Raw genomic sequence first — 19,883 nt, forward strand, 5'->3', positions numbered from 1 at the left:
CGTCGAGTGTCCAAGACACGCCGTTATGGAAGGGGTAGTTACGGCGTGTTTTGGACACTCAATGAAGGAGAGGGGACGCGGCGCCGCGCCCGCCTACGCTGCGGCGAGCACCGCGGCGGCGCGCGCCGACGTCGTGCGACGCCGGACGACCACCAGCGTCGTCACGATCAGCGCGAGCACGCCCCAGACCGCCAGCCCGGCGACACCGGCCCCGACGCCGCTTGCCGACGACAGGGCGCCGAGCATGGCGTCGTACGCGGGAGAGGTGGGCAGGAGCGACGCGATGCCGGCGAGCACGGGCGGAACCGTCGAGACGATCGTCGCGGCGAGGGCGAGGCTGCCGATGATCGCGGCGATCCATCTCCCGGCTCCGCCGAACAGCGCGATGAGCGCCTGATGCACCGCGGCGAAGGCGACACCCGCGGCGACGCAGACGAGCGCGAACAAGGCCCAGTCGCCCCAGTCGTACTTGGATGCCACCTGCACCACTCCCGCGACCAGCAGACCCTGTACGGCGCCGACGAGCGCCGCGGGCGCGAAGCCGCGGAGGGCGACGAGCGCCGACGGGCGACGGCTGGTGAGCGCGCGGGCCGAGACGGCCTGGAACGCGACGAACGACGCCAGCCCACCGAACCACAGCACCGCCATCGCGAGCAGGGGGACGGCCGCGGCTCCGAAGAGCGAGTCGCTCGTCCCGGTCGCCGAGACCGGGTCGGCGACCACGTCGGCGAGGGTCGTCGCCTGCGCGTCGGAGTACTTCGGCAGCTGCGCCACGGCGCTGTCGAGGCCCGAAGCCAGCGACGAGGTTCCGGATGCCACCTGGCTCACGCCGTCGGCGAGCTGGCCTGCGCCGGTCTCGGCGTCGGAGGCTCCGGATGCCAACTGCGAAGCCCCGGAGCTGAGAGCCGACGCGCCCGTCCCGAACTGCCGCGCGCCGTCGGCGAGCTGGTTCGCACCACCGGACAGCCCGTCGATGCCGCCCGCGATCGTGTTGAGACCCGATTCCGCGTCGCGCGCGCCGCCGGCCAGGCCGGTTGCGCCGTCCGCGAGCTTCTGGTTCGCATCCGCGATGGTGCGAATACCGGCGGGCAGCTGTGCCGCTTGCCCGGCGAGTTGCCCGATCTTCGTCACGGTCTCCGTCGCCTGCGGAAGAGCCTTGTTGGCGTCGTCGGACGCCTGTCGCAGCGCGGCGCACTGCTCGGCGGTGCCGGTGCACTCATCGGCGGCCTTCTGCAGAGCCGCGGCGGCGTCGACGAGAGCGGTGTTCACCTGCGGGGCCGCCTCCGACAGCTTGGTCGCCGCGTCCGCGAATCCCGGCGGGATCTGATCAGCGATCCCGTTGATCTCCGTCGCGAGCTGCTGATTGCCCGCGGCGATGCCATCGGCTCCGGATGCCAGCTTCCCCACGCCACTCGCCGCGTCGCGCGTTCCGCCCGCGAGGGCGGTCGCGCCGCTGGCGATCTGCGACGCACCGTCCGCGAGGGGACCGGCTCCGGCCGCGAGCTGTCCGGCACCGTCGGCGAGCTGATCCGCACCGCTCGAGAGCTGCCCCAAGCCGTCTCGCAGGCCGTTCGCGCCGGTCGCGGCCTGGCCCGCGCCGTCGGCGAGCTGGTGCGCGCCGCTCGCGGCGCTGCCGAGCTGGTCGCTCAGGGTCGTGAAACCGAGGAAGACGTTCTTCAGGTACTGCGACGACAGTTCGGTGCCGAAGACCGAAGAGGCGGTGGATGCCAGGGTCGCGGTGATCGCGCCGTCCACGACGCGCGCGTTGGGCGCGGTGGCGACGTCGATCGTGGCCTTCTCGGGCGTCTCGCCGGGGCGGGTCGACAGCGAGGCGGCCGTGAAGTTCTCGGGGATCGTGACGACCGCCGTGTAGGTGCCGTCCTTCAGACCCGCCGCCGCGTCCTCGTCGTTCGAGATGACCCAGTCGATGTTGCTCGCCTGGTCATCGGCTCCCTTGACGAGTCCGCCGGTGAGCTGACGACCGAGCGGCACCAGCTGGCCGTTGAGCTCGACGGCCTTGTCGTCGTTGACGACCGCGGCGGTGATGTTCTCGAGCCGGTCGGTCGGGTTGTACAGCGCGCCGACCAGGATGCCGCCGATGACGGCGGGCAGCAGGAGCACGCCGACGAGGGTGCGCCAGGTCACGGGGCGGCGGGAGCGCGAGCGCTCGACGGGGAGAGTCATGCGAACACCTCGGAGAGATCGGCGAAGGTTTCGGGTTCGGTGCGGTGCCGGCGCGGCGTCGGCAGGGCGAGGGATGCCACGTCGGGGCGCAGCGCCTCGGACAGGAGCGCGAGGGCCCGGCGTTCGTCGCGCGCCGAGACGATGAGCGTGAACGGCGACGACGCGTCGCCCGAGCGTTCGCGTGCCTCGGTGGCGGCGCGCCGCAGCACATGCGCCACCTCGTCGCGGGCGTCGTCGTCGAGACGGTCGACGTCCGAGACGACCACGATGCGCGTGCCGCGACCCACGGCGTCGGCCACGGCGCGAGCCGCGTCGGCCGTGTCATCGAGCAGGGCAACTCCGACACGGGCTCGGACGGCCCCCGCGCGCTCGGGGACGAGCAGACCGTCGACGCGCAACCGCCCCTCGATACCGGCGAGGCGTCCCGACAGGGCGAGCAGGAGCGTGCGGGTCGTCCGACTCTCGCCGGTGACCAGCAGGGTTCCGCCGTATCCGAGGCGCAGGGAGATGTCGCGGAACACGGGCTGCTCGGCATCCGAGGATCCGACGGCGCTCAGCTCGTCGGCGGCGACAGCCATCGCGGGCTCGCTCGGCCAGTCGGCCAGGCGCACCTCGCGCTCGACCGCCTCGCCCTCGACGTCGAGCTTCGGCAGCAGACGGTCGAGCCAGCGCGGCATCCACCAGGCCTTGTCGCCCAGCAGGGCGAGCACGGCCGGGACGAGCGTCATGCGGACGAGGAACGCGTCGACGGCGACGCCGACGGCGAGGCCCAGGGCGATCGGTTTGAGGCTCGAATCCCCCTCGGGGACGAACGCGACGAAGACGGCGAACATGATGACGGCGGCGGCGACGACCACGCGAGCCGAGCCCACGAACCCGCTGCGGACGGCACCGAGCGCGACCTCGCGCGGCGTGCGACCCTCGCGGTTCGCGTGGACGTAGTCCTCTCTCATGCGCGAGACGAGGAACACCTGGTAGTCCATGGCGAGGCCGAACAGCACGCCCATCACGACGATCGGCATGAAGCTGATGATCGGGCCGACCTTCGCGACGTGCAGGGCGTCGGCGAACCAGCCCCACTCGAAGACCGCGGCGACCACGCCGAACGACGCGGCGACCGAGAGCAGGTATCCGCCCGCGGCGGTGAGGGGAACCCAGATCGATCGGAAGACGATCATCAGCAGGATCAGTGAGAGGCCGACGACGAAGATGCCGAACGGGAGGAGGGCGGCGCCCAGCTGATCGGAGATGTCGATCGTGACGGCGGTGTAGCCGGTGACGAGCAGGCGCACGCCGAACTCGTCGTACAGCCGCTGCTCCTGCGAGCGCAGCTCGCGCACGAGGTCGGCGGTGCGCGGGTCGTCGGGTGCCGTCTCGGGGATGATCTGGACGATGCCGGTGTCGGCGGTCTGGTTCGGGGTGGCGAGGGCGACCTCGGCGACGCCAGGGATCTTCGCGATCTCGTCGCCGATGTTCTTCATGAGGTTCAGCGGGTCGTTCGAGGTGACGATCGTGCCGGTCATGATGAGCGGGCCGTTGGCGCCCGGACCGAAGTACTCGTCGGTCAGCTCGTAGGCGACGCGCGCGGGGTTGCCCGGGGGCAGCTGCCCCGCGTTGGGCAGAGTGAGGGCGAGGCTCGTGGCGGGGATCGCGGTGACTCCGAGCAGGCCGATGACCGCCACGGTGGTGACCAGCGGATGCCGGGTGACCAGGCCCACCCAGCGACGGGCCGGGCCGTTGCGCTGAGCGCGGATGGCCGCGGTCTCCGCCTTCTTCTCGCGCTCGGCGGCGGCCTCGGCCAGGGCATCGCTGTCTTCCTGCGCCGACATGCCCCGACGGCGCCGGGCGGATCGCGGCTTCTTGAAGCCCCACCCGACCACGCGGTTCCCGGCGAAGCCGAGGAAGGCCGGGGTGAGCGTGAGCCCGACGCACACGGCGATGGCCACGGCGACGGATGCCGCGATGCCCATCGTGGTCAGGAACGGGATGTTCGCGAAGCCCAGACCGATGAGGGCGATGAGGACCGTGATCCCGGCGAACACGACGGCCGAGCCGGCGGTGCCGACCGCGCGGGCGGTCGACTCCTCGGGGTCCATCCCCGCCCGTGTCTGGTCTTGATGTCGCGACACGATGAACAGCGCGTAGTCGATGCCGACCGCGAGCCCCAGCATGACCGCCAGCAGCGGGGTCGTCGACGAGACGGTCGCGAAACCTGTCGCGATGAAGATCAGGGCCACCGAGAGGGCGACGCCGAGCAGGGCGGTGGCCAGCGGCATCCCGGCCACGAGGAACGAACGGAACGTCACCATCAACACGAGGGCGGCGATCACGACGCCCAGGGCCTCGGTGAGGGACGCTCCGGGGATCTCGGTGGCGAAGAGCTGTCCGCCGAGGATGGCCTGCGCGCCGGACGGGAGCGCGGAGCCGAGCGCCGTCGTCGCCTCGTGCAGGGCGTCTTCCGTCGCCTGCGGCACGGAGGATGCCTCGCCCGCGAACTGGATGCGCACGATCGCGGCACGGTTATCGTCGGCGATGCTGCCGGAGATGTTCGCGTCGTAGGGGTCGGTGACGGCCTCGACGAAGTCGAGCTCGCCGATGTCGGTTGTCGTCTTCTGGATGGCGTCCTGGTACGCCTGGTCGCGCACGCTCCCACCGTTCGCCGCGACGACGATGATCTCGGCGCTGGCCCCGCTGACCTGGGGGAAGGTGCGGTCGAGCATCTCGAGACCGGCCTGCGACTCGGTGCCCGGGATGGTGAAGGTGTTGTCGGTTCCTTTCGCGAGCAGCGCGACGCCGCCGCCGGCGAGCACGAGGATGAGCAGCCACGCGCTGAGGACCCGCCACGGGTGACGGAACGACCAGCGGCCCAGGGTGTACAGGAAAGTTGACACGGTGGCGGCTCCCACGATCGGCGGACAGTCGATACATCGCCGTATCGGATACAACACTGTATCGTAGTCGCGAGAAGCGGACTCCAACCTGAGTCTCGCGTGTGAAGCAGGAGGACGCGGATGACCGATACGGCCCCGGCGCCGTCACGGCGACGAGAGAACACCCGCACGCGTCTCATGGATGCCGCGGCCGAGATGTTCGCGGAGGTCGGCATCGAGGCCGCCTCGGTCGAGGCGATCTGCGAGCGTGCGGGATTCACACGCGGCGCCTTCTACTCGAACTTCGCCTCGAAGGAGGAACTGTTCCTCGCGCTGTGCGCGCGCTCCGCCCAGACGACCATCGCGTCGGTCCGCGCGCGCGTGACGTCGATCGAGGATCGGGGACTGGACGGGGCGGGCGATGTCATGCAGCTCGTCCAGGAGGTGCTCGAGGCGACCGGCGAGGACCGCCTGGATGTGCTCCTCGGGGCCGAGACACGTCTGCAGGCGCTGCGCAATCCCGAGTTCGCCGAGGCCTACCTGACGCTGAACCAGGGGCTCGGCGAGAGCGTCACACAGCTCGTACGCGACATCGCCGACGCGCGTGGGCTGGCGTTGCGGGTCCCCGCCGAGGTGGCGACGGAACTCCTGCTCGCGGTGTGGATCTCGACGTCCGAGACCGCTCTGCTGACCAATCAGGCGGCGACCGTGTCGCGCGTCCAGCTGGCCGAGCGGCTGTCGCAGGTCGTGGGCCTCATCCTCGAGTGAGCTCGAGCGCGGCGTGGCAGCGCCGCAGCCGGTCCAGCCACCAATCGCGACGATCGTCGTCCGCCGCGACGCGATCGAGATCGGCGGTCGTCGGGCGGGGGCGCTCGACGGGCAGGACTCCGCCCCGGGCGCGGAGCGGGGATGCCACGACGTCGGCCGTGAAGAGCGACGCGGTGCCGAGCCCGCAGTCGTAGTCGAGCGCGGGGAGCGCCGCGGCCAGGGCGGCGCCCATCGAGAGGCCGATTGACGTGTCGAGAGCGCTCGAGACCACCGCGGGGAGTCCCGCCTGCGCGACGATGTCGAGCGCCGCATGCAGGCCGCCGAGCGGTTGCGCCTTGACGACGAGGAGGTCGGCCGCTCCCATCCGCGCCACCCGCAGCGGATCGTCGGCCTTGCGCACGCTCTCGTCGGCGGCGATCGGGATGTCGAGGTAGGCGACGCGCTCGCGCAGCTGCGCGAGTTCGTCGACCTCGGCGCAAGGCTGTTCGACGTACTCCAGGTCGAACTCGGCGAGGGCGTGCACGGCCCGTTCCGCCTCATCGACGTTCCAGGCGCCGTTCGCGTCGATGCGCAAGCGACCCTCGGGACCCATCGCCGCACGGACCGCCCGCACCCGCGCGACGTCGTCGTCGAGCACCTGCCCCGCCTCGGCGACCTTGACCTTGACCGTTCGGCATCCGTCGTACCGCGCCAGGATCGACGGGACCTCGGATGCCGCCACGGCGGGCATCGTGGCGTTGACGGGGACCGCATCGCGCCGCGCCGTCGGTGCGGGGTTCCAGCCGAAGTCGAGGGCGGCCGCAAGCCACGTCACCGCCTCGGCGTCGGAGTACTCCACGAACGGCGAGAACTCCGTCCACCCCTCGGGCCCCTCGAACACGACCGCCTCGCGCGTCTCGATACCGCGGAAGCGAGCGGCCAGCGGCAGGGCGACGACCCGCGCCGTGGCGAGGACGTCGTCGAGTGGGGGGAGGGCAGCGGTGCTCATCCCTCCATCCTGGCCCCCGGGTCGGCGGCCGGGAATAGGCTGGCGCCATGCTCTTCGACACTCCGGTCCGCCTCGGCGTCCAGATCCAGCCGCAGCACGTCCAGTACTCCGACATCCGCGACGCCGTCTTCCGTCTGGAAGAGATGGGCGTCGACATCCTCTTCAACTGGGATCACTTCTTCCCCCTCTACGGTGACCCCGACGGCGAGCACTTCGAGTCGTGGACCATGCTCGCGGCGTGGGCCGAGCAGACCGAACGCGTCGAGTTCGGCGCGCTGGTGAACTGCAACAGCTACCGGAACGCAGACCTGCAGGCCGACATGGCCCGCACCGTCGACCACATCAGCAAGAAGGGCGGCGACGCCGGCCGCTTCATCTTCGGCACCGGCTCGGGCTGGTTCGAGCGCGACTACGACGAGTACGGCTACGAGTTCGGAACGGCCGGCTCGCGCCTGAACGCGCTCGCGACCGACCTCGACCGCATCGTCGATCGCTGGGGCAAGCTGAACCCCGCCCCCACTCGCAAGATCCCCGTGATGATCGGCGGCAAGGGCGAGCAGAAGACGCTGCGCATCGTCGCGAAGCACGCCGACATCTGGCACAGCTTCGTCACGCCCGACGAGCTGCCCCACAAGCTCGGCGTCATCGAGAAATGGGCCGAGACCGAGGGGCGCGACCTCTCGGGCCTCATCGTCTCGAACGAGCTCAAGGATCGCGACGAAGAGGTGGCGGATTCCCTCTTCGACGCGGGCACCCGCCTGTTCACGCTCGGGTTCTCTGGCCCCGAGTGGGACTACTCGCTCGTCGAGCGCTGGTTGGCCTGGCGCGACGGCAAGAACGCCTGAGCATCCGCGCCCATAAACACGATTCGCTCGCGGAAACGCGTGCTCCCCGTGTTTATGGGCGCGGATCGCGTTTATGCGTGGGGCCGCGGCTCGCGCGCGTCGCCCGGAGCTCGGAGCGCTGAGCCCGGAGTGCGGAGTCCGGCGCGCGTCGCCCGGAGCCCGGAGCCCGGCTCCTCCCCGCGCCGCCGGTCGTAGGCTGGAACGGTGACCGTCTCCGAGCTGTTCGACCCCGCCGAGTGGACCCTCGCGCCGGGTGCCGAGCGATACACCGACATCACCGCGCACGTCACCCACGACGGGAGGATCGCGCGCATCGCGTTCGACCGCCCCGAGGTGCGTAACGCCTTCCGCCCGCACACCGTCGACGAGCTGTACACGGCCCTCGACATCGCGCGGCAGGACCACCGCATCGGCGTCGTCCTGCTCACCGGCAACGGCCCGAGCCCGAAAGACGGCGGCTGGGCGTTCTGCTCGGGCGGTGACCAGCGGATCCGCGGGCGAGACGGCTACAAGTACTCGCACGAGGAGCACGTCGTCCACGACCCCGGTCGCGCCGGACGCCTCCACATCCTCGAGGTGCAGCGTCTCATCCGCTTCATGCCGAAGGTCGTCATCGCCGTGGTGCCCGGGTGGGCGGCGGGCGGCGGGCACTCGCTCAACGTCGTGTGCGACCTCTCGATCGCGAGCGCCGAGCACGGTCGCTTCAAGCAGACGGATGCCGATGTCGGCTCGTTCGACGCCGGTTACGGCTCCGCCTACTTCGCGCGTCAGATCGGGCAGAAGTTCGCGCGCGAGGTCTTCTTCCTCGCGGAGGAGTACTCGGCGCAGCGCGCGTACGAGCTGGGTGCGGTCAACCGCGTCGTGCCCCACGCCGACCTCGAGCGCGAGGCCATCGCGATGGCCCGCACGATCCTCACGAAGTCGCCGACGGCGATCCGCATGCTGAAGTTCGCGTTCAACGCGGTCGACGATGGGCTCGTCGGGCAGCAGGTGTTCGCCGGGGAGGCGACGCGCCTCGCCTACGGCACCGACGAGGCGGCCGAGGGGCGCGACTCCTTCCTCGAGAAGCGCGACCCCGACTGGTCCGACGTTCCGTGGCATTACTGAGCGCCGGAGTCCGGGCGTGAGGCTCGAGGCCCCGGCATCCGCGGATCCTCGCGACGTCGTGCGCGCCCTCCGCGCGGCCGTGCTCGGCGCGGGTCCCGCTGTCGCGCTCGGCGGTGGGGACCTGGCCGGCGAGGCGCCGGCGGGGACCGCGGCCGTCGTGACCACCTCGGGCTCGACCGGCGTGCCGAAATCGGTGGTGATCTCTCGCAACGCCCTGATCAGCAGCGCTTACGCGACGGCTGCGCGCATCGGCGAGGGGGCGTGGCTGCTCGCCGTGCCCGCGACCTACGTCGCCGGCGTCCAGGTGATCGTGCGAGCCCTCCTGACCGATCGGGAGCCCGCCGTCGTCGCGGGTCCTTTCCGCCCCGAGCCGTTCGCGGCGGCGGCCCTCGGTATGGCTTCGCACATCGACGGCGCGCGCGTTCCGAGTTATACCTCGCTCGTCCCCGCGCAGTTGCAGAGACTCCTGGATGCCGCGGACCACGACGACACCGTCGCGCAGGCGCTGCGCTCGTTCGAGGCCATCCTCATCGGCGGCCAGGCGCTCGCCCCCGCGGTTCGCGAGCGCGCGGCGGCGGCCGGGGCGCGGATCGTGCGTACCTACGGCTCGACCGAGACCAGCGGTGGCTGCGTGTACGACGGGGTGCCGCTCGACGGCGTCGACGTCGCGATCGTGGAGGGGGAGGTGCGCCTGTCGGGCCCGACGCTCGCCGAGGGGTACCTCGGCGACCCCGAGCGCACGGCATCCGTCTTCCCGACCGACGAAGCCGGCCGGCGGTGGTACCGCACCGGCGACGGGGGAGAGATCGTCGACGGTGTGCTGCGGGTGACCGGTCGTCTCGACAACGTCATCGTCTCGGGCGGGGTCAACGTGTCGCTCGACCGGGTCGAGGCGGCGGTGCGCGGCATCCGGGGTCTGGAATCGGCGGTGGTCATCGCGATCCCGGATGCCACCTGGGGGCAGGGGTCCGCGGTGATCGTCCCGGGGCTCGCGCCCGACGCCGAGGCCGAGACGCTCGCGCGCGTGCGCGACGCCGTGGCCGAGCAGGTGGGGCCGGTGGCGCGCCCGGCGCGCGCGATCGCTGTCGACGAGCTGCCGACCCTGTCGTCGGGCAAGCCCGACCGGGCGGCGTTGGCGCGGCGGTTCGGCGGCGCGGGCTTAGGATGACCCTCCGTGGCAGCACAGTCTCGTAAGCGCTCGCGTCCCGCCCCGAAGCGTCGTCCGCACGGCAATCCGCAGAAGCCCCAAGGTGGGGCGCCGCAGGCCGTGGCCCCCGCGACCGCGCGCGACTGGATCGCCGCCGCCCGGCTTCGGACGCTGCCGCTCGCGATCACCCCGGTGCTGATCGGTACGGGGGCCGCGACCCTCGTCGACGATCAATTGCACGGGGTTCTCGCGCTCGCGTGCCTCGCGGTGGCGTTCGCGCTCCAGATCGGCGTGAACTACGCCAACGACTACAGCGACGGCATCCGCGGGACGGACGACGTCCGCGTGGGTCCGGGGCGTCTGACCGGCGGCAAGAAGGCGAAGCCGCGCACCGTGCTGATCGTCGCGCTCGCGTTCTTCGCACTCGCCGCGCTCGTGGGGCTCGCGATCGTCGTGCGCACGGGCCAGTGGTGGCTGATCGCGGTCGGCGCGGTGTGCATCGTGGCCGCCTGGTTCTACACGGGAGGAAAGCGCCCCTACGGGTACAACGCGATGGGCGAGCTGTTCGTCTTCGTGTTCTTCGGCCTGGTCGCGACCCTCGGCACCACGTGGGTGCAGGTGCAGGAGATCCCGCAGGAGGCCTGGTTCGGGGCGGTGGCCGCGGGGCTCCTCGCGTGCGCGGTGCTGCTGGCCAACAACCTGCGCGACATCGATCAGGACCGCCTCGCCGGCAAGCGCACGCTCTCGGTGCTGATCGGTCGCCGCGCGACCCAGGTGCTCTTCACGCTGTTCGTGCTCGTCCCGTTCGGGATCTCGGCGTTCCTCGCCCTGTTCTACCCCGTCGCCTGGCTGACGCTGATCGCCCTTCTCGGCGCGCTGTCGTCCGTGCTGATCGTGTGGACCTACCGCACGCCGCGCGAGCTGATCACCGCGCTGCAGGTCACGAGTTTCACGTCGGTGGCGTACGGCGCACTGCTGTTCTGGGCCTTCGTCGCCTGAGTCGCGGAGCCGGGACGGGACTCATCGGCCGGACGCGTCGGGCTTCGTGCGAGCAGTGGAGCCGGGCGGGGCTCAGCGCTCGGACGCGTCGGGCTTCGTCGGTTCTGCCGCCGCGTCGGCCCCGGGCGACGAGGCGTCGACCACCGCGTCTTCCGCATCGGCGTCGGCCTCAGCGCCCGAGCGGCGACCCGTCGTCGCGCGAGCGGCGCGACGCTCGGCGAGTCCGCCGGTCACGTCGTCGAGCGGGCGGCGGAGGAAGAGCAGCGAGAGGCTGAGCCCGATCAACGCGGCGAAGACGGCGGCGAGCCAGGGGAGTTCTTGGAACACCGGGAACAGCAGCAGGATGCCGAGCGGCACGAGGAACGCGAGCAATCGCAGGACCGTGTAGACGAGGGCCGAGCGAGCACGCATTCTCCCATTCTACGGCGGGGCGCGGGCTCGGCGGCGCCCGGCCCGCGTCCAGCCGACGCACGTAGAATCGGTTCATGGCACGGCTGCTTCTGGTACTGGCGCTCGTGGCGACCGCCTTCTGGGTCTACACGATCGTCGACTGCGCGGTGCAGCCCTCGACGCGACACCGCGGGGTCAGTAAGGGCGCCTGGATGGTCATCGTCATCCTGCTGCCCGTTCTCGGCGGCATCCTGTGGTTCCTCGTCGGCCGCGGTCGTGCGGGTGCCCCGGCGCTCCGCCGCGCGCCCGATGACGACCCCGAGTTCTTGGGACGCCTCTCGCCCGCAGCCCGAGCCGACCAGGACGAGCGCATCCGACGCCTCGAAGAAGAGCTCGCGCAGCTCGACTCCGAGGCTGACGACCCGCGCGATGCACGCCCTGAGACCCGGGACGACCCCGGCGACGACGATGCCCGCGGACAGCGCGGCGCCGTCAGCTGACCCGTGAGCACGCCCATCGAGCGCGCCGCGGCGCCCGCGACCGACGCCGCATCCGCCCTTCTCGCCGGCCTCGTCGCCCGCGGGGTCCGTCACGTGGTCGTCAGCCCCGGCTCGCGATCGCAGGCCCTGGCCCTCGTGGCAGCAGACCTCGAGCGGGCGGGCCTCGTGCACCTGCACGTGCGCATCGACGAACGCGTGGCCGGATTCACCGCGCTCGGCATCGGTCGCGAGACCGGCATGCCCGCCGTCGTCGTCTGCACCTCGGGCACCGCCGTCGCCAACCTGCTGCCCGCAGCCCTCGAAGCCCATCACGCCGGTGTGCCGCTGCTTCTGCTCACGGCCGATCGCCCGCCCGAGCTCCGCGGCGTCGGCGCGAACCAGACGACCCGCCAGCCCGGGCTGTTCCGCGCGGCCGCGCGCTTCGAGGCCGACCTTCCCGTTCCCGAGGCCGTCGACCACGACGGCACCGCCGAGCAGACCGCCGAGTTCGACGCGGTCGCCGCGACGGCGCTCGCCGCGTCCCTCGGCGAAGGGGCGCGAGCGGCGGGCCCGGTCCACCTCAACGTCCCGCTGCGCGAACCGCTCGCGGGCGCCGCGCCGGAGTGGCTGCTCGAGCGCGCCATCGCGCGGCCGGTTGCTCCGCCCGTCGATCTCGAGAGCGACGGCGAGGCCGAGGCATCCGGTGCTCTCTACCAGGGCGGAGGCGGAATCGGGGTCGCGGACGTCGCACCCGAGACCGAGGCTGCCTTCCCACTCGAGCTCGGACCGCGCACGGTCGTCGTCGCCGGCGCCGACGCGGGTCCGGCAGCCGAAGAGCTCGCCCACCGCGGCGGTTTCCCGCTCGTGGCCGAGATCGTCAGCGGGGCACGGTTCGGGCGTCAGGTCGTGCACGGGTACCGCGCCCTGTTGCGTGACCCCGAGCTCGGCGGCCGCATCGAGCGCGCGGTGGTGCTCGGCCATCCGACCCTCAGCCGTGAGGTTGCGATACTCCTGGGACGCGAAGACGTCGAGGTGATCGCGGTGCGCGGGCCCGGCGAGCCGGTCAACCTCAACGGCGCGACCCAGGGGGTGGATGCCATCCGCGTCGCGAGTGGCGAGATCGACCGCGCGTGGCTCGGCGCGTGGATGCGGGCGTCGCGCGAGGCGGCGGTCGATCTGTCTCCGCCCGCCCCGGATGCCGACGGTCTCGCCTCGGCCGTGCCGCACGAGCGCCTCGGTGCGATCAACGCCGAAGTCGAGGTCATCCGCGCCCCCCTCGACCGCGCCGCTCTCGTCGACGCCCTGTGGCGGGCGACGTGGCCGCACGACCGCCTGATGTTCGGCTCGTCCCGCCTGGTGCGCGTCGCCGACGAGCTGCTGGGCGGCAAGAAGGTGTCGGTGCACGCGAACCGGGGGCTCGCCGGCATCGACGGCACGGTCGCCACGGCCACCGGGATCGCGCTCGCGAGTCAGATCGAGGAGCGCCCCGGCGTGACGCGCGTGCTGCTGGGCGACCTCGCGTTCCTCCACGATCTCGGCGCCCTCCTGCTGCCCCCGGGTGAGGAGGAGCCGCGCCTGCAGGTCGTCGTCGGCAACGACGGCGGGGGCACGATCTTCGACGGTCTCGAGGTCGCCGCCGTGGCCGGCGCCGACGCGATGGAGCGCGTCCAGTACACCCCGCAGACGGCTCGCCTCGAACAGCTCGCCCTCGCGTTCGGCTGGGAGTACCACCGCTGCACCACCCGGGTCGCCCTCGACCAGGTGCTCACGGCCCCGGGCGGCGGGCGGCAACTGATCGAGGTCCCGCTGCCGCGCTGAGCTCATGCCGCGCTGCCCCCTCGCGGGATCCCCCTCCGCGTCAAGGCGTGGCGCGATGTCGGTGGTTCGCGCCACGATGTCGGGATGAGCACGAGCGAAAGATGGTCGGTTCCCGCGTCCGAGGCGCTGAGCGTCGCCCCGGGATTCCGCCTCGCCGACATCGACACCCGGGCCACCCCCGGGTACGACGGCAAGAAGGCCGACGGCCAAGCCGATCTCGAGGCGGGGATCGCTCCGCTCTCGGGTCTGCAGGAGCGCCTCTTCGCCCAGAGTGTGGCCGGCACGGCGACCGGGTCCGTCCTGCTCGTGCTGCAGGCCATGGACACCGCCGGCAAGGGCGGCATCGTGCGCCACGTCGTCGGTTCCGTCGACCCCCAGGGTGTCGAGCTCGCGTCGTTCAAGAAACCGACCGCCGAAGAGCTCTCGCACGACTTCCTCTGGCGCATCCGCAAGCGGCTCCCGGATGCCGGCCGGATCGGCGTCTTCGACCGCTCCCACTACGAAGACGTGCTGATCGGTCGTGTCCGCCAGCTCGCCCCGGCGGACGAGATCGAACGCCGGTACGGAGCGATCGTCGGATTCGAGGCCGAGGCGGCGGATCTCGGCATCCGGCTCGTGAAGGTCATGCTGCACATCTCGAAGGACGAGCAGCGCGCACGACTCGCCGAGCGCCTGGAGCGGCCCGACAAGCACTGGAAGTACAACCCGTCCGACGTCGACGAGCGCGCGCTCTGGGACGACTACATGGACGCCTACCAGGCGGCGATCGAGCGCACGTCGACGCCGCTCGCGCCGTGGCACGTGATCCCCGCCGATCGCAAGTGGTACGCGCGCCTCGCCGTGCAGCGCCTGCTCATCGACGCTCTCACCGACATCGACCCGCGATGGCCGACGGCCGATTACGACGTCGAAGAAGAGAAGCGTCGGCTCGCGGCATCCTGACCCGAGGAGGGCTCAGGCGAGCGCGTCCACGATGGGCCGGAACTTCACGCGCGTCTCGAGCAGTTCCGACTCCGGAACGCTGTCCGCGACGATCCCCGCACCGGCGTAGGCGGTGATCGGCGCGGTCGGCGACGACGGGGCGGCCCGGTCGATCTGGGCGCAGCGCAGGGCGATCGCCCACTCGCCGTCGCCCGAGGCGCCGATCCAGCCGACGGCACCGGCGTAGCGCCCACGGTCGAATGGCTCGAGTCGGCGGATGACGTCGATCGCGACGTCGGTCGGCGTCCCGGCCACGGCCGCGGTGGGGTGGAGCACGCCCACGAGGTCCAGCGAGGATGCGGCCTCGCTGAGCACGCCCTCGACGTCGGTGGCGAGGTGCCACACGTTGGGCAGCTTGAGGGTGAAGGGCTGCTCCGCCGCCGCGAGCGCCGACGTGTGCGGGCGGAGCGCCGTGAGCACGCTCTGCACGGCGAATCGGTGCTCCTCCTGGTCCTTCGTGCTCTCGGACAGAGCGAGGGATGCCGCGGCATCGGTGTCGGCGTCGGCTCCGCGGGCCACGGTCCCGGCGAGGACTCGCGCGGTCACCGTCCCGCCCGACACGGTCACGAGTGTCTCGGGACTCGCGCCGATCAGCCCGTCGACCGCGAAGACCCAGCAGTCCGGGTACCCCTCGTGCAGCGACCGCACGAGACGGCGGAGGTCGGAGCCCGCCGGGATCGTGCCGGTGATGTCGCGCGCGAGGACGACCTTTCCCACCTCGCCGGCGTGGATCGCCTCGACGCCGAGGCGGACGGCATCCTGATACGCCTCAGCGGTCTGGCGGCCAGGGCCGAGGGTCGCCGACCAGTGCGGTCCGAACGGGGAGCGGGGCGGCAGCTCGGGTTCCGGCTCGTCCGGGGTGTCGTCGAACGCGAGACGCGTGACCCACGCGCGCCCGCTGTGGCGGCCGACGACCGTTCCGGGCACGCGCAGGACGCTCTCGCGCTCGGAGCGGGGGTCGAAGACGAACGATCCGAACGCCACGAGTCCCGTGCCGGGGAGCTGCACGGGGTCGTCGACCTCGGCGGCCGCCGCGATCGCGCGCCACCGGTCGGCGACGCTCGCGTCGCCCGGACGTGCGCCCCGATAGCGCAGGGTGAGCAGGTCACCGAACGCGGCGAGGGACTCTCCGCGACGACTCCAGAAGAGCGGGTCGTAGGGGGTGGTGTACGCGAGCACATCGTCCATCGGGGGCAGCTCGCGCGTCACCACGCGCAGGCGCGGTACGGCGTCATCCGCGGGTTCGATCACGTTCTCGAGCGTAGACCCGCTCTCGGCGGGGCTCTCGGCAACCGTTCGCCGTCGACATAACGCCGTGCATCCGTGTCCGTGACCGTTTCGGGCATGCGTGTCGGTGCAGGTGCCACCGGCGCGTCGGGCGCGCGGTGCCGCGGGATGCGCCAGGGTGCCGGTGGCCCGTTTTAGACTCGCGACATGTCCTCCCGTCCCGCTCCCGGCACGCGCCTGATGTTCCGCTGGCGCAAGTGGGACGGCTCACCCCACTGGGTGCAGGACAGCGTCTACCTCGGATCAGACGACTGGGGCGATTGGTTCGGCCAGCAGGTGGGCTGGCGCAGCGCGCGCCCCGGGGCCGAGTTCGTCTGCCGCCAGCCCAACGTCACGCTGGTTCCCGCGAGCGGCGACTGGGCCTTCACCCACAACGCCGCCCCGCACCCGGTGGCCGTGTACATCGACCTCGCGTGGGACATCCGGTGGAGCGACGACGGGGTGCCCGGCGGCATCGACATGGATCTCGACGTCGTCCGCCGCACCGACGGTCGCGGCACGTGGATCGACGATCGCGACGAGTGGGACGAGCACCGCGTGCAGTACGGCTACCCCGGCGACATCGTCGCGCACCTCGAGGCCACCGCCGTCGAACTCGAGCACCGCGTGCGCGAGGGCATCGCGCCGTTCTCCGACGCCGTGACCGGGCCGTGGCTCACGCGTCTGGCCGAGCTCGCAAGCCCCGAAGACCCGCCGCGCCCGCCCGCCTAGACTCGACGGGTGAGCAGCGACCCCAACCGCGCCGACCTCGGCAAGGACCCGCAGCGTGTCAGCGGCATGTTCGACCAGGTGGCCCCCGCCTACGACCGCACCAACACCGTGCTGAGCCTCGGCAACGACCGCTTCTGGCGCGCCGCGACCCTGCGAGCGGTCGCCCCGAAACGGGGCGAGCGCATCCTCGATCTCGCCGCGGGCACCGGGACCTCGTCGATGGCGTTCGTCCCCAGCGGTGCGCACGTCGTCGCGGCGGACTTCTCGAGAGGGATGATCGCCGAGGGACGCCGTCGCCACGGAAACGTTCCGAACCTCGAGTTCGTGCAGGCGGATGCCACCGACCTGCCGTTCCACGATGAGGAGTTCGACGCGGTCACGATGTCGTTCGGGCTGCGCAACGTCAACGATCCGCGGCGCGCTCTGCGCGAGTTGCTCCGCGTGACCCGTCCCGGCGGCCGGATCGTGGTGTGCGAGTTCTCGCACCCGCCGTCCCGCGCGTTCAACGGCCTCTACCGCTTCTACAACGACCGCGTCCTGCCGATCGCCGCGCGCGCTGTCAGCTCGAACGCCGAGGCGTACGACTACCTCAACGAGTCCATCCGCGACTGGCCCGATCAGCCGACGCTCGCCAGCTGGATGCGTGACGCAGGCTGGGATGCCGTGGCCTACCGCAACCTGTCGTTCGGCATCGTCGCTCTGCATCGCGGCATCCGTCCCGCGTGATGCGCGCGACGCGACCGACCGCCGCACGTCCGACCTCGCTCCGCCGAAGCCTGTCAACCGTCGAGATAGCCGAGGGACGGCGCGAGCGCGCCAGGATAGGCTGAAACCGTGACCCCGAGACTGCCCGCGGCCAGCACCCGCCTGTCGGGCAAGCTGGGCCTGAGTGACCGCATCTTCGCCGGCCTGCGTTCGCGCACCCTGCTGTCGACCGTCGAGGCGGGTCTCGCGCGCGTCGAGGGAACGCTCGAAGAAGAGGTGCGCAGCGCCGATCGCCTCGCCGACGTCACCGCCCGGTACCTGTACGAGGCCGGCGGCAAGCGAGTCCGGCCGATGCTCGCGATCCTCACGGCGCAACTCGGGCGCGGAACGACGCCCGAGGTCATCGAGGTCGCCACCGCTCTCGAGCTGACGCACCTCGGCTCGCTGTACCACGACGACGTCATGGACGGTGCCGACAAGCGCCGCGGGGTGCCGAGCGCCCAGACGGTGTGGGGCAACAACATCGCGATCCTCACCGGTGACCTGCTCTTCTCGCGCGCGAGCCAGCTCATGGCCCGTCGGGGCGAGCGGGCGATCCAGCTGCAGGCCGACACCTTCGAGCGCCTCGTGCTCGGCCAGATGCATGAGACCGTGGGCCCTGCGGAGGGCGACGAGCCCGTCGACTTCTACCTGAAGGTCCTCGCCGACAAGACCGGTTCGCTCATCGCCGCGGCCGCGCAGTGCGGTGTCATCTACTCCGGTGCCCCCGAGGAGTTCGAGGAGCCCATGGTGGTCTTCGGCGAGAAGGCGGGCGTCGCCTTCCAGCTTCTCGACGACGTCATCGACCTGTCGCCCGATCCGTCCGAGACCGGGAAGGTGCCCGGCACCGACCTGCGCGCGGGTGTACCGACGATGCCGTACCTGCTGCTCGGGCATCGCTCCGACGAGGCATCCATGGATCTCCGTGCCCGCATCGACGAGGGCCAAGAGCGCATCGCCGCGGGAGCCGACCCGTCGGTGCTCGACGGCCCGCTCGCCGAACTGCGCGATCACGAAACGACGAGTGAGACCCTCGCTCTCGCTCACCAGTGGTCGCAAGAGGCGATCGACGCCCTCGCGCCGCTGCCCGACGGTGCCGTGCGCGAGGCGCTGACGCGCTTCGCCCGCGCGGTCGCCGATCGCTCGGCCTGACTTTTCCACCACCCCCCGATCCCGATCGAGAGGACCCCATGACGAAGCTGCGCCTCGCCATCGTCGGAGCCGGCCCCGCCGGCATCTACGCCGCCGACATCCTGCTGAAAGCCGAGCGTCAGTTCGACGTCTCGATCGACCTGTTCGAGCAGCTTCCGGCTCCCTACGGTCTGGTCCGTTACGGCGTGGCCCCCGACCACCCGCGCATCAAGGGCGTCATCACGGCGCTGCGCGAGGTGCTCGACCGCGGCGACATCCGCATCTTCGGCAACGTCCGCTTCGGCGAGGACATCACGCTCGACGACCTCAAGCAGCACTACAACGCGGTGATCTTCTCGACCGGCGCGATCCGCGACGCCGACCTGGACATCCCGGGCATCGACGCGCACGGCTCGTACGGCGCGGCCGACTTCGTCAGCTGGTTCGACGGTCACCCCGACGTGCCGCGCGAGTGGCCGCTCGAGGCCGAGTCGGTCGCCGTCATCGGCAACGGCAACGTCGCCCTCGACATCACGCGCATGCTCGCCAAGCACGCCGACGACCTGCTGCCCACCGAGGTTCCCGACAACGTGTACCAGGGGTTGAAGGCCTCGCCCGTCACCGACGTCCACGTCTTCGGGCGCCGCGGTCCCGCGCAGGTAAAGTTCACCCCGCTCGAGCTCCGTGAGCTCGGCGAGCTGCGCGACGTCGACATGGTCGTCTACGACGAGGACTTCGACTACGACGAGGCCTCGCTCGCCGCGATCCAGACGAACAAGCAGGTCAAGGTCATCGACCGTGTGCTGCAGGAGTGGCGTACCCGTCCGGGCGTGAACAACGCCGGGGGAGAGGCATCCCGTCGCCTGCACCTGCACTTCTGGGCCAAGCCCGTCGAGGTCGTGAAGGATGCCGAGGGCCGCGTCGCCGCGTTCCGATACGAGCGCACGAAGCCCGACGCCGAGGGCGGCGTCGTCGCCACCGGTGAGATCCGCGAGGTGCCGATCCAGGCGATCTACCGCGCGGTCGGCTACTTCGGCTCCCCGCTGAAGGACATCCCGTTCGACGAGCGCCACGGCGTGATCCCCAACCACGAGGGCCAGGTCCTCTCGGCCGAGTCGAACGAGCGCATCCCGGGCGTCTACGCCACGGGATGGATCAAGCGCGGCCCCGTCGGCCTCATCGGGCACACCAAGTCAGATGCCATGGAGACCGTGCGCCACGTCATCAACGACCAGGGCGAGTGGTGGCGCCCCGCTCACCCCGAGGAGGAGGCGATCCCCGCCCTGCTCGAGGAGCGCGGCGTCCGGTGGACCGACCTCGACGGCTGGCACCGCCTCGACGAGCACGAGATGGCGTTGGGTGCCCCGCACGAGCGTGCACGGATCAAGGTCGTGCCCCGCGACGAGATGATCGCGATCTCGCGCGGCGAGTGAT

General features: G+C 71.5%; 17 protein-coding genes. 12 read left to right on the forward strand and 5 right to left on the reverse strand.

Annotation, left to right across the window (positions count from 1 at the left end):
- Positions 1 to 93: 93 nt before the first annotated feature.
- Together ACMW4R_RS15840 and ACMW4R_RS15845 are read right to left on the reverse strand one after the other, a co-directional pair.
- On the reverse strand, positions 94 to 2,184 hold the full coding sequence (locus ACMW4R_RS15840; RefSeq protein WP_418300376.1) for a YhgE/Pip family protein: 2,091 nt from the start codon (positions 2,182 to 2,184) through the stop codon (positions 94 to 96).
- Entirely contained in the window at positions 2,181 to 5,075 is a 2,895-nt protein-coding gene (locus ACMW4R_RS15845; RefSeq protein ID WP_418300377.1) for an MMPL family transporter, read from the reverse strand. Before ACMW4R_RS15845 ends, ACMW4R_RS15840 begins: the two co-directional genes overlap by 4 nt.
- 120 nt (positions 5,076 to 5,195) lie before the next feature.
- On the opposite strand from ACMW4R_RS15845, the gene ACMW4R_RS15850 reads away from it, so the two are divergent.
- Positions 5,196 to 5,822, forward strand: coding sequence for a TetR/AcrR family transcriptional regulator (locus ACMW4R_RS15850; RefSeq protein ID WP_058596852.1), 627 nt, complete (start codon positions 5,196 to 5,198; stop codon positions 5,820 to 5,822).
- Here ACMW4R_RS15850 and ACMW4R_RS15855 read toward each other — a convergent pair.
- On the reverse strand, positions 5,809 to 6,810 hold the full coding sequence (locus tag ACMW4R_RS15855; RefSeq protein WP_418300378.1) for an o-succinylbenzoate synthase: 1,002 nt from the start codon (positions 6,808 to 6,810) through the stop codon (positions 5,809 to 5,811). The two genes, ACMW4R_RS15850 and ACMW4R_RS15855, sit on opposite strands and share 14 nt — an antisense overlap.
- A 47-nt stretch (positions 6,811 to 6,857) precedes the next feature.
- On the opposite strand from ACMW4R_RS15855, the gene ACMW4R_RS15860 reads away from it, so the two are divergent.
- The 4 genes from ACMW4R_RS15860 (at position 6,858) to ACMW4R_RS15875 (ending at position 10,908) form a co-directional block, all read left to right on the forward strand.
- On the forward strand, positions 6,858 to 7,655 hold the full coding sequence (locus tag ACMW4R_RS15860) for an LLM class F420-dependent oxidoreductase (protein WP_058626828.1): 798 nt from the start codon (positions 6,858 to 6,860) through the stop codon (positions 7,653 to 7,655).
- Positions 7,656 to 7,859: 204 nt separating this feature from the next.
- Positions 7,860 to 8,762: a 1,4-dihydroxy-2-naphthoyl-CoA synthase gene (locus ACMW4R_RS15865; RefSeq protein WP_058596855.1), complete on the forward strand. Its 903-nt coding sequence runs from the start codon at positions 7,860 to 7,862 to the stop codon at positions 8,760 to 8,762.
- Between the two features lie 16 nt (positions 8,763 to 8,778).
- A complete protein-coding gene (locus ACMW4R_RS15870; RefSeq protein ID WP_418300379.1) occupies positions 8,779 to 9,930 on the forward strand; it encodes an AMP-binding protein in 1,152 nt (383 codons plus the stop codon).
- A gap of 6 nt (positions 9,931 to 9,936) precedes the next feature.
- Positions 9,937 to 10,908, forward strand: a complete 972-nt coding sequence (locus tag ACMW4R_RS15875; protein ID WP_058628663.1) for a 1,4-dihydroxy-2-naphthoate polyprenyltransferase — start codon at positions 9,937 to 9,939, stop codon at positions 10,906 to 10,908.
- Positions 10,909 to 10,980: 72 nt separating this feature from the next.
- Here the strand turns inward: ACMW4R_RS15875 and ACMW4R_RS15880 are convergent, their stop codons facing one another.
- Positions 10,981 to 11,319, reverse strand: a complete 339-nt coding sequence (locus tag ACMW4R_RS15880; RefSeq protein WP_058628664.1) for a DUF4229 domain-containing protein — start codon at positions 11,317 to 11,319, stop codon at positions 10,981 to 10,983.
- A gap of 74 nt (positions 11,320 to 11,393) precedes the next feature.
- On the opposite strand from ACMW4R_RS15880, the gene ACMW4R_RS15885 reads away from it, so the two are divergent.
- From ACMW4R_RS15885 to ACMW4R_RS15895, 3 genes are all read left to right on the forward strand, one after another.
- Entirely contained in the window at positions 11,394 to 11,798 is a 405-nt protein-coding gene (locus tag ACMW4R_RS15885; RefSeq protein WP_058596859.1) for a PLD nuclease N-terminal domain-containing protein, read from the forward strand.
- Between the two features lie 3 nt (positions 11,799 to 11,801).
- A complete protein-coding gene (menD, locus tag ACMW4R_RS15890) occupies positions 11,802 to 13,595 on the forward strand; it encodes a 2-succinyl-5-enolpyruvyl-6-hydroxy-3-cyclohexene-1-carboxylic-acid synthase (protein ID WP_418300380.1) in 1,794 nt (597 codons plus the stop codon).
- A gap of 84 nt (positions 13,596 to 13,679) precedes the next feature.
- Positions 13,680 to 14,537 carry a polyphosphate kinase 2 family protein gene (locus tag ACMW4R_RS15895; protein WP_418300381.1) on the forward strand — a complete coding sequence of 286 codons (858 nt, stop codon included), beginning with the start codon at positions 13,680 to 13,682 and terminating at the stop codon, positions 14,535 to 14,537.
- Positions 14,538 to 14,549: 12 nt separating this feature from the next.
- Here ACMW4R_RS15895 and ACMW4R_RS15900 read toward each other — a convergent pair whose 3' ends face one another.
- The gene (locus tag ACMW4R_RS15900; RefSeq protein ID WP_058613580.1) at positions 14,550 to 15,764 is read right to left on the reverse strand and encodes an isochorismate synthase; all 1,215 of its coding nucleotides are present in this window, start codon (positions 15,762 to 15,764) and stop codon (positions 14,550 to 14,552) included.
- A gap of 246 nt (positions 15,765 to 16,010) precedes the next feature.
- On the opposite strand from ACMW4R_RS15900, the gene ACMW4R_RS15905 reads away from it, so the two are divergent.
- The 4 genes from ACMW4R_RS15905 (at position 16,011) to ACMW4R_RS15920 (ending at position 19,882) form a co-directional block, all read left to right on the forward strand.
- On the forward strand, positions 16,011 to 16,574 hold the full coding sequence (locus tag ACMW4R_RS15905; protein ID WP_058596861.1) for a DUF402 domain-containing protein: 564 nt from the start codon (positions 16,011 to 16,013) through the stop codon (positions 16,572 to 16,574).
- A gap of 9 nt (positions 16,575 to 16,583) precedes the next feature.
- The gene (locus ACMW4R_RS15910) at positions 16,584 to 17,300 is read left to right on the forward strand and encodes a demethylmenaquinone methyltransferase (RefSeq protein WP_058596862.1); all 717 of its coding nucleotides are present in this window, start codon (positions 16,584 to 16,586) and stop codon (positions 17,298 to 17,300) included.
- Positions 17,301 to 17,408: 108 nt separating this feature from the next.
- On the forward strand, positions 17,409 to 18,470 hold the full coding sequence (locus ACMW4R_RS15915) for a polyprenyl synthetase family protein (protein ID WP_058596863.1): 1,062 nt from the start codon (positions 17,409 to 17,411) through the stop codon (positions 18,468 to 18,470).
- A 38-nt stretch (positions 18,471 to 18,508) separates the two neighbouring features.
- The gene (locus tag ACMW4R_RS15920; protein WP_418300382.1) at positions 18,509 to 19,882 is read left to right on the forward strand and encodes an FAD-dependent oxidoreductase; all 1,374 of its coding nucleotides are present in this window, start codon (positions 18,509 to 18,511) and stop codon (positions 19,880 to 19,882) included.
- The last annotated feature ends 1 nt before the right edge of the window (position 19,883 follow it).

The sequence above is a fragment of the Microbacterium sp. S1037 genome, assembly GCF_048381605.1.
GTDB classification, from domain to species: domain Bacteria; phylum Actinomycetota; class Actinomycetes; order Actinomycetales; family Microbacteriaceae; genus Microbacterium; species Microbacterium testaceum_B.